We start from the raw sequence: 12,584 nt of genomic DNA, 5'->3' as shown, positions 1-12,584 counted from the left end.
GTTCTGGTTCTGGTCCCGGCTCCGGTTCTGGTTCCGGCTTCGGTTCCGATTCCGGCTCCGGTTCTGGTTCCGGTTCCACCTCTGCGCCGGATCGTGGGGAGTGGCATGGTCCGTCAGCCGCCGAAGACCGAGCCGAAGTCGGTCTCCGACCCCAGGAACATGTTGGTCACGATGAGCAGCAGCGTGGCCGGGACCATGAAGGCGAGCGTGACGACCGTCGTCTTGGGGATCGCCTTCGCGGCGCGGCGCCGGGAGTTCTGGGCATCGGTGCGCCGCATGTCGTTGGCGATCTGGATCAGGGTGTCGGCGATCGGTGCGCCGAGCTCCTCGCCCTGCTGGAGCGCTGTCACGAACTGGGACACCTGCTCGGACTCGTTGCGTTTGCGCAGTTCGTCGAAGGCCTGGCGCCGGCTCACACCCATGTCCATCTGGCGCAGGGTGATGCGGAGTTCGTCGGCCCACGGGCCTTCGTACTTCTCCGCGACGCGGTCGAGCGCCTGTCGGAAGCCGAGGCCCGCGCTGACGACGACGGCGAGGACGTCGAGGAAGTCGGGCAGGGTCCGCTCGATGACGTCCTTGCGTTCCCGGACGGCCTGCCAGATGGTGACGTCCGCCGCGAACCAGCCGTACGCGATGCAGAACACAGCGAACAGCGGCAGGTCCTGGAGCAGGAGGACCAGGGCCGACAACCCTCCGAACAGGCCGTACACGGCGCGGCGCGCGGCGTACCGGTCGACGGTGAGGCCGCCGGGGTTGCCCGCCGTGTCGATCTTGCGGCGCTTCCTGTCGACCCCCTTCGGTCCCATGAGGCGGAGCACGCCCGGGGCGAACCGCATGCCGAGGCGGTCGACGGCCGATTCGGTCCCCGAGACGCGCGAGGCGCCGATCTCCAGGGCGACGGCCAGGTCCCCCGGGATCTTGGCTTCGGCGCGGTACATCCTGACGCCCTGGAAGACGCCGGCGACGCTCAGCCCGACCAGCAGCGCGAGCCCCAGTCCCACCATGCCGGACACCTCCTGTTTCAGCTTTCGGCTCGTACGGGCGATTCGGTTGTCAGAGGTTCAGATGTCAGACAGAGGGGTGCAGATGTCAAGGGTTCAGGTGTCAGGGGTTCAGACGTCGACCTTGCCCAGGCGGCGCATCACGAGGAAGCCGAGGGCGTAGAGGCCGATGGCCACGATCACGATGATCTGGCCGATCGGGTTGCTGGTCATCCGGGCCATGGACCCCGGGGTGACGGAGTTGAGCATGATCATCGCGCCGAGGCCGAGCAGCGGGATCGTGTACGCGGTGGCGTTGACCTCGGCCAGCATCGTGCGGACCTCGCGTCGCGTCTCCTTGCGCTCCTCCAGCGTCTCGGTGAGGTTGCGGAGCGATCCGACGACCGTGCCGCCGGCCCGGTTGGAGAGGACCAGGGTCGTGACCAGGACGACGAGCTCGCGCGACGGCAGGCGTTCGGCCAGCTCGCCCAGGGCGTCGTCGATGGACCGGCCGACCGCCAGCTGGTTCGCCACGCCCGCCAGTTCCTCGCCCGCCGGTGCCTCCAGCTCCTCGGCCGCCATGCTCAGCGCGGTACGCAGGGCGAGTCCCGCGGCCGTCGCGTTGGCCAGGATGCGGGACAGGTCGGGGAGCTGGTTGATGAATGCCTCGATCCGCTTCTGCCGCTGCCAGTTGAGGAAGGCGCTGGCTCCCCAGAGGGCGACCAGACCGGCCACGGGGCCGAAGAAGGGCGCCAGTACCGAGGAGGCGATCAGCCAGAGGGCGGCCACGCCGACCACCACGTAGACGAAGAACTCCCCCGCCGTCAGGTCGAGTCCGGTGGTCGAGAGACGCAGGTGGATCCGCTTGCCGAGGGCGGTCTTCCGGAGCCGCCGGTCGACCTCCGCGAACCGCCGCTGCCGGCCCGTGCCGTGACGGCCGTCCGTGAGGGCCAGGCGGTCGACGAGGGCGGCGCGCTGGGCCCTGCCCGAGACGTAGGTGTGGAGCCCGGCGATGCCCAGCACACCGCAGAGCAGCGTGCTGCCGATCGCCAGCAGTGCGTAATTGTTCATGCGTACCTACTGGGCCTCTCGGACGTGGAGCGGGCTGAGCGGGTCGTTGAGCTCCGCCACGCCGAACGCGGGCGGGACCGGCTCGTTCGCGAGGTGGAGACGTTCGGCGACGCGGCGGGGCAGGCCGAGGTGTTCGAACCGGCCGTGGACGGTGCGGTCCGCGCTCATCGGCCGGGCGACGAAGCGCGAGACGGTGGCGATCTGGAAGCGTTCGCGGCCGTGCGACACGAGGATCGCGATCTCGCTGATCCTGCGGGAGCCGTCGGCCATGCGCGCCAGCTGCACGATGACGTCGACGGCGCTGTTGATCTGGTCCCTGAGCGCCTCGAACGGGATCTCGACCTCCGACATCGAGCCGAGCGTCTGGAGCCGCATCAGCGCGTCCTCGGCGCTGTTGGCGTGGACGGTGGCGAGCGAGCCGTCGTGGCCGGTCGACATCGCCTGGAGCATGTCGAGCGTCTCACCGCCGCGCACCTCACCGACGATGATGCGGTCGGGGCGCATGCGCAGGGAGTTGCGTACGAGGTCGCGGATGGTGATCTGGCCCTTGCCCTCGACGTTGGGCGGGCGGGTCTCCAGGCGGATGACGTGCGCCTGCTGGAGCTGGAGCTCCGCCGCGTCCTCGACGGTGATGATGCGCTCGTGGTCGGGGATGAGGCCGGACAGCGCGTTGAGGAGCGTGGTCTTGCCGGAGCCCGTACCGCCGGACACGATGACGTTGAAGCGGGCCCGCACGAGGGCCGACAGCAGCATCAGCATCTGCTCGTCGAGCGTGCCGAGGCCGATCAGTTCCTGGAGCCGGTACGCGCGCGGGAAGCGGCGGATCGTGAGCGTCGGGCCGGTCAGGGACAGCGGCGGGATGATGACGTTGACGCGCTCACCGGACGGCAGGCGGGCGTCGACCATCGGGTTGGACTCGTCCACGCGGCGGTTGACGGTCGAGACGATGCGCTCGATGGTCTGCATCAGCTGCTCGCTGGACGCGAAGCGCATGGGGAGCTGCTCGACGCGGCCGGCCCGCTCGACGAAGATCGAGTCGGGACCGTTGACCATGATCTCGGTGATGGACGCGTCTTCGAGGAGCGGTTCGAGTACGCCGAGCCCGAGCGCCTCGTCGACGACGCGGCGGATGAGCTGGGAGCGCTCGGCGGTGGAGAGCACCGGGCCCTCGCGGCTGATGATGTGGGCGAGTACGCGCTCCAGCCGGGCCCGCCGTTCGCCCGCCGCGAGCGAGGACATCTCCGCGAGGTCGATCTCCTCCAGCAGCTTGGTGCGGTAGGTGGCGACCAGGTGGCCGTCCTCCCGCCCTCCCGCGTGCTCGTCGGGGGCGGTGATGCGTGCCCGCAGACTCATGTGGGTGACTCCTCGGTGGTGCGGATCGCTCGTGCGGATCTTTCGTGCGGGCCTTTCGTGCGGGGCGGGCTGCTACGGCCGCTCCTCTTCGGCCGGCATCGTCACCGAACGCTCGACCTCTCCGAAGTCGTCCATGCCGGGGACGACCGAAGGGATGGAAACCGTGACTGTGGCAGTGACGTCGCCGCCGAACTCGATGGCGGTGCGCGCGGCCAGCCAGTCGCTCATCGCCGCCAGGCCAGTGGCCGCTCCCTGCCCCCGGAACTCCTCCTGCGCCTCCGTACGGGCCGCCGCCCGCGCCGCGGTACCGGCCTGGGAGGCGGCGTAACCGACGATGCCGAGCTGGATGCCGGCCATGGCGACGATCAGCAGGATGGGCAGGAAGCCGGCGAACTCCAGGATGGCGGCGCCCCGGTCGTGGTCCCGGCCGGTGACGCGGCGGCATAAAGATCTCATGGACCGTCCCCCTCCAGGGCAGCTCCCGCGTTGCCGTCCACTTCCCACGGGAAGTTACCGGCCCCGGGGAAGAGGATCGGGGTGGTGAGTGCGACGTGCGCCTTCCAGAGGTTGCCTTCCTGGGCGCAGGAGATCCCGGCGTCGCCCTGCCACGAGGACGGCAGGTGTTTCTTGGCCTCGGACTCGCACGCCGCGGCGGTCCCGGCGCCGCTCGTCGCCGCCGCCGTGGCCGCCCGCGCGCCCTCGTCCGCCGCGTTGCCCGCCAGCGAGAACGTGTAGCCGAAGAGGACCGCCTGCCACATCGCGACCATCACGAAGATGATCAGAGGGGCCATACCGGCCAGCTCGACCGTGACAGCGCCCCGGTCCCGGTCCCTGCCCCGCCCCCGGAACCCGATCGCCCCCCGGTCGCTGCGCAGCAGCTTCCCGCCGCCCTTGCCCCCCGCGCCCGCCGCCGGTTTCACCAGTCCCAGTTCGCCCGCCAGCGCCCACAGCGCCTGCTTGACCGTGCTCCGGCTGTCCAGGTCCTGCATGCGTCCGGCGTCCGTCGCCGCCTGGAGTTCCTTGAAGTTGGCGGGGATCGCGGCCCGTGCGACCTTCGTGCCCGTGATCCGCTCGACCAGCGGCGGCTGGATCTCCGTGTTGCGGTTGTGGCGGTTGACGACGGTGACCGTCTCCTCCGCCTTGCGGATCTGGAGGCGGTCCCACATCCGCACCATGCGCTTGGCCGCCCGTACCGCCACCACGTCCGGGGTGACGACGAGCAGCGCCTGGTCGGCCATCTCGACGGCGGCCGCGTTCGCGCTGTTCATCTGTGTGCCGCAGTCGACGACCACCACCTCGTAGCGGTTGCGCAGGGCGCTCACCACCTGGCGCGCCACCCGGTCGGTGACCTCCTCGCCCCGCTCTCCCTCGGCCGGCGCGAGCACCAGACTGATGCCCGTGGGGTGGGAGAAGACCGCGTCCTGGAGGACGCGCGGCGAGATGTCGGCGATCCCGGCCAGGTCGACGATCGAGCGGCGGAACTGCACGTCGAGGTACGACGCCACGTCCCCCGACTGGAGGTCCAGGTCGACCAGTGCGACCGTACGCCCCGAAGCCTTCGCCGCCAGTGCCAGCTGTACGGCGACGACCGTGGCCCCGGTGCCGCCCTTGGCGCCCGTCACCGTCACCACCGTGCCGCCGGGGCCCGTGAAGACGTCCGGTCCCGCGCCCAGGTGGCGGCGTACGCCCGTGGACCAGGAGGCGGCGCCCTGCACCCGGGCCGCCAGTTCCTCGTAACCGAGCGGGAGCCCGACCAGCCCCCGCGCGCCCGAGTCCATCGCGGCCGTGAAGAGCGCGGGGCCGGTGTCGGCGGCGACGAGGACGACGCCGACCGCCGGGAAGCGCAGGGCGACCTCCCGGATCAGCTCCAGCGCGGGCACCGGACCGATGCGCTCGTGCACGAGGACCACCTCGGGCAGCTCGTCGAGCGATTCGCCCGCGAGCCGCGCGAGGGTGTCGAGGAGGGAGGTGGAGTCGGCGACGGGCGGGGCCGGTTCCGCGTCGGGGAGCTGGCTGAGGAGGGTGGTGATGGCGCGGGCGGCCTCGGGGTCGCCGACCGCCGGGAGGATACGAGTCGTCATACGCCGGTCCTCACTTGTCCCCGTCGAGGGTGTACTCACGGTCGCGCGGCGAGATCGTGGTGTCGCTGCCGTCGGCCACCAGCGCCAGCCGCACGTGCTCGGCGAACGACTCCGCGTACGCCACGCGCTGGGCGTCGAGCGTGTTGAGCGCGAAAGTGATCGGTACCGCGTCGGTGGCCTTGCGGCTGCGGTCGTTCCGGTTCGGCTCCAGCGCCGTGATCCTGCCGACGTCGAGCACGCGGGCGCCGGAGACGATGACCTGGGACTTGTTCGGCTGTCCCTCTTCCTCGCCCTCGAAGGTGGCGTAGATGTTCACACGGGCACCGGGGTTGATCTTGCCCGCCACCCCCGTCGCCGCGTCGATCATGATCGCGATCTCCTGCTCTCCCGAAGCCAGTTCGGGCTTCTTCACGATCATGTCGCTCTGGAGCAGCGAGCCCTGCTGGAGCTGGGTCACCGCGATCTTTCCGTGCACCTCGGAAATGTCGGTCACGGCATTGGCGGAAAGCCACCGCTCGGGCATCGAGATCTTCTCGAACTGGCCGGGTTCCAGCTGCTTGTAGGGCGCCACGTCGTTCTTGAGCCGGTACGCCGGCACTTCCGGCCCCACTTTGGAGTTCACATCGCTGATCACCGAGAGCACGCCGGCGAACGCCCCGAAGGCGCAGAGAACCGAGAGGAGCAGCAGAATGACGCCGCGGCGCTGACGTGAGTTCATGGAGAAGGGCTACCTCGATCAGGAACGTCGGTTCAACGGGCAGTGAGCGGGGTGGTGCGCGCGGGTGGAGCGGTGAAACCGTGGAACGGTTGTGCTGCCGAGGGACATCGTGCCCGCGCGGCGCTAGGGCGACCCCTGGTTCAGGACACCGACCGCGCGGGACCGGTTCTCGGGCGGGGTGAGGGGGGCCGAACAGAACCCGCAGCGGTCACCGATGAGTTCGATCCCGCACCAGGGGCAGCGCTCGCGCCGTACGGACGCCACCAGTTGGTAGAGGACCGAGATGTCCGGCAGGAAAGCGGCGAACTCGATCATCTTCGCCGTGCCCCACCAGCGCGGGGAGTCGGCGGGCAGCGCGGTCTCCTGTACGCCCTGGACCTGCCAGGCGGGGGCGAGTGTCCCGGTGACCCAGTCGGAGACCAGGTTCCCCTTTCCGACCAGCAGTTGGGTGGAGAACTCCGGCCCGGTCAGACCCGCGCCGGCCCCCGCCCCCACCCCGGTCCCTGCCCCCGTGCCGGCCCCACCGCTCCCGATCTTGATCAGTTCGGGATTCGGGTTGGCCAGTACGCCGAAATGCGTACCGGGCATCCACGACTTCGCGTGCGACTTGAGGCTGACCGGCACCCGGTCCAGCTTCGTGACCGAGTTGAGCAGCGCGCCCGCGTGGATGTAGTGCGACAGCAGCCGGGCCGCCGACGCGACGACGCCCGCGCTGAAGTCGCAGATCGACAACTGCCGCAGCTGGCGCACGAGCACGCCGGTCGCCAGGGGCGGCAGATCGAGTTTCAGCAGGGCCAGCCGGTCGGTCTCCAGCATCGAGCGGACGGTGTGCAGACGGTGCTCGTGGGCGACGGGGAGGGAGGCGGGGTAGACGGCGACGACGTACCCGTGCTGCTCCAGCATGACGCTCATGTCGACGAGCGCGGCTTCGAGCGGCTGAGCGTCCGGGGCCTGGAGCAGGGCGGCCGTCGGGGTCTGCGGGTCGGTGGGCGGCAGCACCAGGTCGGCGCTGGTGACTGCGATCGCGGTCGGCACGTTGGTTTCCCCGTCCACTCCGTACGCCGATGCTCCCGGTGTACGCAGATCGATGCTGCTCCGTCCTGCTGCACCAGCACTTTATCCACGACGTACCGGGTGAAAAACGCTTTTCGTTTTTCTTGTACGGAGCCGCTGGCGGGGCGGCGGTGGTGGAGGCGGGGCGGCGGCGGGCGGGGAACCGCTGGTTGCTTCGGGGGATTTCGGGTCGTCCCGAGCGCTTCAGGGTCGGTGGGCCGGGGCGGCCCGAAGAAAAACGCCCTGCACGCCGACCGGCATATCGCGCGGGTGGGCCTGGTGGCTGTCGGGTGAGGGGGTGGGGCGCAGCGCAATCGCCGCAGGCGACGCGACGCAGGAGCGCCCTTGAGGGCCGGGCCTCCGCCGCCACACTCACCCAAGGCGGCCCCCACACCCGAAGCGACCAACGCCCCGGACCCACCAACGCCCTGCCGGTCTCCGGCGGGAAGCGGGCCGCGCCGAGCGAGTGCCCGTCCCGCCCGGTCCCCTTCTCCGTCAGAGGTATTGACAACTCAATTGGTCTGAACCATTTTAACGACCAACAACAAACGGTGGCCACCGTCCCAGTGACTCCTCCCCACACTCCCCCACCGGAGGCAGCAAGTGGACCGCCCAGCACTCCCCCGACTCACCCTCACCGCCGCCCTCACCGCAGCCACCGTCGCCCTCGCCGGTCTGGCCGCTCCCGTCGCCCAAGCCGCCGATCTGAACGTCGCCAAGAACGCCGGCTTCGAGTCCGGGCTCAGCAACTGGGCCTGTTCCGCAGGCAGCGGCGCCACCGTCTCTTCCCCCGTGCACGGTGGCGCCGCCGCCCTCAAGGGCACCCCCGGCGGGCAGGACAACGCCCGCTGCTCGCAGACCGTCGCCGTGAAGCCCGGGGCGACGTACACACTCAGCGCCTGGGTGCAGGGCGGGTACGCCTACCTCGGCGCGAGCGGCACCGGTACGACGGACGTCTCCACCTGGACGCCCGGCTCGTCCGGCTGGAAGCAGCTCACCACCAGCTTCAAGGCGGGCCCGTCCACCACCTCCGTGACGGTCTACACGCACGGCTGGTACGGGCAGAGCGCCTACTACGTCGACGACGTGTCCGTCTTCGGTCCCGACGGCGGCGGTGGCACCGACCCCGAGCCGGGCATCCCGGCCGCCCCCGCCGGGCTCGCGGTCGGCGCCACGACGCCGTCGTCCGTCGCCCTCTCCTGGTCCGGCGTCAGCGGCGCCACCGGCTACAACGTCTACCGCGGCGGTACAAAGGTGCAGTCCGTGAGCGGGACCTCCGCGACCGTCTCCGGGCTGGCCGCGGACACGGCGTACGACTTCCAGGTCACCGCGGTCAACTCGGCCGGCGAGTCCCCGAAGTCCGCGTCCGTCAGGGGCCGGACCGCCCCGGGCGGCGGCGACCCCGGGCCCGGCCCGGCGGTGCCCAAGCACGCACTGACCGGTTACTGGCAGAACTTCGACAACGGCGCGACCGTGCAGAAGCTGCGCGACGTGCAGGCGCAGTACGACATCATCGCCGTGTCGTTCGCCGACTCGACCACGACACCCGGCCAGATCGTCTTCAACCTCGACCCGGCCGTCGGGTACGCGAGCGCCGCCGACTTCAAGGCCGACATCGCCGCCAAGAAGGCCGCCGGGAAGTCCGTGATCATCTCGGTCGGCGGCGAGAAGGGCAACGTCACCATCAACAGTGACGCCTCCGCGACCGCCTTCGCCAACAGTGCTTACGCGCTCATGCAGGAGTACGGCTTCAACGGCGTCGACATCGATCTCGAACACGGCATCAACTCGACGTACCTGACGAAGGCGCTGCGCCAGCTGTCCGCCAAGGCGGGCTCGGGGCTCGTGCTCACCATGGCGCCGCAGACCATCGACATGCAGTCCACCGGCACCGAGTACTTCAAGACGGCGCTCGCGGTGAAGGACATCCTGACCGTCGTCAACATGCAGTACTACAACAGCGGTTCCATGCTGGGCTGTGACGGCAAGGTCTACTCGCAGGGGTCCGTCGACTTCCTCACCGCGCTCGCCTGCATCCAGCTGGAGGGCGGCCTCGCCCCGAGCCAGGTGGGCCTGGGCGTACCGGCGTCCACGCGGGGCGCGGGCAGCGGGTACGTCTCCCCGTCCATCGTGAACGCCGCGCTGGACTGCCTGACGCGCGGGACGAACTGCGGTTCCTTCAAGCCCGCCAAGACCTATCCCGGGCTGCGCGGCGCCATGACCTGGTCCACGAACTGGGACGCGACGGCCGGCAACGCCTGGTCGAACGCGGTGGGGCCGCACGTCCACAACCTGCCGTAGGGATCCCCCGGCCGGCCCCCGCCCGGCAGCGCCGCCGCTCCCCCGGCGGCGCTGCCCGTGTGCGTCACTCGAAGAGTTCGCGCACCTGCTGTACGCACAGCACGACGAACAGCAGGCCCGCCGCCACCAGCATCACGTTGCTGAGCATGCCGTTGCGCCACTCGGCGGGCGTACGGGAGGAGTTGAGCAGCCACACCAGGGTGAGCGCGAGGAAGGGCATGAAGAACGCGCCGAGCACGCCGTACACCACGACCAGGCCGAACGGCTGGTCCAGCCAGAGCAGCGTCATCGGCGGGAACGTCAGCCACAGCAGGTACGCCCGGAAGGGCAGCGAGCGCTCCTTCACTCCGGCCGCCACCTCCTCCACCGTGCCCTCGTCCACGGGGGCGCCCTCGCGGTCGCGCCGGAGGCGCTCGACGAAGTCGGCGAACATCAGGCTCACGCCGTGCCAGACGCCGATGAGGGAGGAGAAGGACGTGGCGAAGAAGCCGACGAGGAAGAGCTTGGCGGTGACCGTGCCGTACCGGTCCTCCAGGATCGCGCCGAGGTCGATCAGGCCGCGGTCGCCCTTGGTGAGGGCGAGCTGGGAGGAGTGCAGCAGCTCCGCGCCGACGATCAGCATGGCGACGACGAAGATGCCGGTGGTGATGTACGCGACGCGGTTGTCGAGGCGCATCACCTTCATCCAGCCGGAGTTGGTCCAGCCCTTGGCGTTCACCCAGTAGCCGTACGCCGCCATGGTGATCGTGCCGCCGACGCCGCCGATCAGGCCGAGGGTGTAGAGGAGCGAGCCGTCCGGGAGGACGGGGAGCAGGCCGGCGAAGGACGCGCCGACGTCGGGGCCGACGCGGACCGCGACGTACACGACGACCACGAACATCACGCCGACCAGGACCGTCATGACCTTCTCGAAGACGGCGTACTGGTTGAACCAGACGAAGACCAGGCCGATCAGGCCCATGACGATCGCCCACGTCTTGAGGCTCGGCCCGTCCGGGAAGAGCGCGACGACGGGGAGGGCGGAGGACGACATGGCGGTCGCGCCGTAGACGAAGCCCCAGACGACGACGTAGACCGCGAAGTAGACGGTGGTCCACCGGCCGAGGCTGCGCCAGCCCTCGAAGAGCGTACGGCCGGTGGCGAGGTGCCAGCGGCCGGCGGCTTCGGCCAGCGCGATCTTGACGACGCAGCCGATGACGGCGGCCCACATCAGGGTGTAGCCGAACTTGCTGCCCGCGATCAGCGTCGCGACGAGGTCACCGGCCCCGACGCCGGTCGCGGCCACGACGATGCCGGGGCCGATGTACTTCCAACTGGACTTGCGCGGCTTGGATACGGCCTCTCCCGTGCCGCTCTCTGTCGTGCCTGTCATCTCCGGCGTCCTCCCGTTTGTCCCCGACGGTGATCCAAGTCACCAAAGCGGGAGCGGGTTGTTCGCGCAAGGGGTAGGGCGGGTCCGTGCGGCCGACGCGCCGCCCCGGCGGTCGAACGGTCGGTCGGACCCCATGGCCGGTCCGTATGTCCGGTCCGTATGTCCGTATGGCCGGTCCTCGCCCTTGACCAGTCCATGTCATGCGCCCACCATATGGCCCAGCACTCCCGCACGACATGCGTCGCACACCCCCACACTCCCCACCCAGGAGACAGCATGCGACTCCGCATACGCGGAAGAGGGTCCGCCAAGTCCGCCACCCTCGCGGGCCTCGCGGCCCTCGTGGCACTCGCCGTAGCGGCGCCACTCACCGCGAGCGCGACCACGGCGGAGGGGACAGCTTCCCCCGCCGCCGCCGCCACCGCCGCCGAAGAAGTGATCAGGCAGTACGAGATCCACGGCCCGGCCACCGCCGCCGCCCGTACCGCCGTCGCGGCCACCGGAGTCTCGGTGGACGAGGCCGACGACCACTCGGTCGTCGTCAGCGCCAACTCCGCGCAGCTGGGGCGGCTCAAGGCGCTCGGATACGCGCCGAAGGCGCTGCCCGGACCGCCCGCGCGCACCGCGGGGCAGGCCGTCGAGCCGTTCGACTTCCCGTCCGCCGACTCGCGCTACCACAACTACGCCGAGATGAACACGGAGATCAACCAGCGGCTCCAGCAGTACCCGGGCATCATGAGCAAGCGCGTCATCGGCAAGTCGTACCAGGGCCGCGATCTCATCGCCATCAAGATCAGCGACAACGTGGCGACCGACGAGAACGAGCCCGAGGTCCTCTTCACCCACCACCAGCACGCCCGTGAGCACCTGACCGTCGAGATGGCGCTCTACCTGCTGCGCGAGCTGGGCGCGGGCTACGGCTCCGACTCCCGGATCACCAACGCCGTCAACAACCGCGAGATCTGGATCGTGCCGGACCTCAACCCGGACGGCGGCGAGTACGACATCGCCTCCGGCGCGTACCGCAGCTGGCGCAAGAACCGGCAGCCCAACTCCGGTTCTTCGTACGTGGGCACGGACATGAACCGCAACTGGAACTACAAGTGGGGCTGCTGCGGCGGCTCCTCGGGATCGTTCAGCTCCGACACGTACCGGGGCCGGGCCGCCGAGTCCGCCCCCGAGGTGAAGGTCGTCGCCGACTTCGTCCGTTCGCGGATCGTCGGCGGGAAGCAGCAGATCAGGACCGGCATCGACTTCCACACGTACAGCGAGCTGGTGCTCTGGCCGTTCGGCTACACGAACGCGGACACGGCGCCCGGCATGACCCAGGACGACCGCAACGCCTTCGCCGCCGTCGGGCAGAAGATGGCCGCGAGCAACGGCTACACCCCGGAGCAGTCGAGCGACCTCTACATCACGGACGGGTCGATCGACGACTGGCTGTGGGGCGACCAGAAGATCTTCGGCTACACCTTCGAGATGTACCCGGGCTCCTCGGGCGGCGGCGGCTTCTACCCGCCCGACGAGGTGATCGAGCGCGAGACGAGCCGCAACCGCGACGCGGTGCTCCAGTTGCTGGAGAACTCCGACTGCATGTACCGGTCCATCGGCAAGGAACAGCAGTACTGCGGCGGCAGCTGAGCCTCCGGCGCATG

The 12,584-nt window shown here is 70.0% G+C and carries 10 protein-coding genes; 2 read left to right on the top strand and 8 right to left on the bottom strand.

Annotation, left to right across the window (positions count from 1 at the left end):
• Positions 1 to 113: 113 nt before the first annotated feature.
• The 7 genes from ACWDZ4_RS15140 to ACWDZ4_RS15110 all read right to left on the bottom strand — a co-directional run bounded on the left by ACWDZ4_RS15140 (position 114) and on the right by ACWDZ4_RS15110 (position 7,238).
• Entirely contained in the window at positions 114 to 1,004 is an 891-nt protein-coding gene (locus tag ACWDZ4_RS15140) for a DUF5936 domain-containing protein (protein WP_451508844.1), read from the bottom strand.
• 108 nt (positions 1,005 to 1,112) lie between these two features.
• Positions 1,113 to 2,051: a type II secretion system F family protein gene (locus ACWDZ4_RS15135; RefSeq protein WP_451508843.1), complete on the bottom strand. Its 939-nt coding sequence runs from the start codon at positions 2,049 to 2,051 to the stop codon at positions 1,113 to 1,115.
• 6 nt (positions 2,052 to 2,057) lie between these two features.
• On the bottom strand, positions 2,058 to 3,404 hold the full coding sequence (locus ACWDZ4_RS15130) for a CpaF family protein (protein ID WP_451508842.1): 1,347 nt from the start codon (positions 3,402 to 3,404) through the stop codon (positions 2,058 to 2,060).
• 72 nt (positions 3,405 to 3,476) lie between these two features.
• Complete coding sequence (locus ACWDZ4_RS15125) at positions 3,477 to 3,860, bottom strand: TadE family protein (protein ID WP_451508841.1); 384 nt, start codon at positions 3,858 to 3,860, stop codon at positions 3,477 to 3,479.
• Entirely contained in the window at positions 3,857 to 5,485 is a 1,629-nt protein-coding gene (locus ACWDZ4_RS15120; RefSeq protein ID WP_451508840.1) for an AAA family ATPase, read from the bottom strand. The genes ACWDZ4_RS15125 and ACWDZ4_RS15120 overlap by 4 nt, the downstream gene beginning before the upstream one ends.
• Positions 5,486 to 5,495: 10 nt before the next feature.
• On the bottom strand, positions 5,496 to 6,203 hold the full coding sequence (gene cpaB / locus ACWDZ4_RS15115; RefSeq protein WP_451508839.1) for a Flp pilus assembly protein CpaB: 708 nt from the start codon (positions 6,201 to 6,203) through the stop codon (positions 5,496 to 5,498).
• A 123-nt stretch (positions 6,204 to 6,326) separates the two neighbouring features.
• Entirely contained in the window at positions 6,327 to 7,238 is a 912-nt protein-coding gene (locus ACWDZ4_RS15110; protein ID WP_451508838.1) for a hypothetical protein, read from the bottom strand.
• A 621-nt stretch (positions 7,239 to 7,859) separates the two neighbouring features.
• Here ACWDZ4_RS15110 and ACWDZ4_RS15105 point away from each other — a divergent pair.
• Positions 7,860 to 9,557 (top strand): chitinase, encoded by a 1,698-nt coding sequence (locus ACWDZ4_RS15105; protein WP_451508837.1) that lies wholly within the window; start codon positions 7,860 to 7,862, stop codon positions 9,555 to 9,557.
• A 64-nt stretch (positions 9,558 to 9,621) separates the two neighbouring features.
• Here ACWDZ4_RS15105 and ACWDZ4_RS15100 read toward each other — a convergent pair whose 3' ends face one another.
• A complete protein-coding gene (locus ACWDZ4_RS15100; protein WP_451508836.1) occupies positions 9,622 to 10,929 on the bottom strand; it encodes an Nramp family divalent metal transporter in 1,308 nt (435 codons plus the stop codon).
• Between the two features lie 276 nt (positions 10,930 to 11,205).
• Here ACWDZ4_RS15100 and ACWDZ4_RS15095 point away from each other — a divergent pair, with 276 nt between their 5' ends.
• On the top strand, positions 11,206 to 12,570 hold the full coding sequence (locus ACWDZ4_RS15095) for a M14 family metallopeptidase (protein WP_451508835.1): 1,365 nt from the start codon (positions 11,206 to 11,208) through the stop codon (positions 12,568 to 12,570).
• Positions 12,571 to 12,584 lie beyond the last annotated feature (14 nt).

The organism is Streptomyces sp. NPDC003016, assembly GCF_053591455.1.
This window is presented reverse-complemented; position numbering and strand designations above follow the sequence as displayed.

Excerpts from the sequence above, each read along its gene's own strand:
- ACWDZ4_RS15130 (WP_451508842.1), bottom strand. The coding sequence starts at position 3,404 with ATGAGTCTGCGGGCACGCATCACCGCCCCCGACGAGCACGCGGGAGGG.
- ACWDZ4_RS15125 (WP_451508841.1), bottom strand. The coding sequence starts at position 3,860 with ATGAGATCTTTATGCCGCCGCGTCACCGGCCGGGACCACGACCGGGGC.
- ACWDZ4_RS15095 (WP_451508835.1), top strand. The coding sequence starts at position 11,206 with ATGCGACTCCGCATACGCGGAAGAGGGTCCGCCAAGTCCGCCACCCTC.
- ACWDZ4_RS15100 (WP_451508836.1), bottom strand. The coding sequence starts at position 10,929 with ATGACAGGCACGACAGAGAGCGGCACGGGAGAGGCCGTATCCAAGCCG.
- cpaB (WP_451508839.1), bottom strand. The coding sequence starts at position 6,203 with ATGAACTCACGTCAGCGCCGCGGCGTCATTCTGCTGCTCCTCTCGGTT.
- ACWDZ4_RS15120 (WP_451508840.1), bottom strand. The coding sequence starts at position 5,485 with ATGACGACTCGTATCCTCCCGGCGGTCGGCGACCCCGAGGCCGCCCGC.
- ACWDZ4_RS15140 (WP_451508844.1), bottom strand. The coding sequence starts at position 1,004 with ATGGTGGGACTGGGGCTCGCGCTGCTGGTCGGGCTGAGCGTCGCCGGC.
- ACWDZ4_RS15135 (WP_451508843.1), bottom strand. The coding sequence starts at position 2,051 with ATGAACAATTACGCACTGCTGGCGATCGGCAGCACGCTGCTCTGCGGT.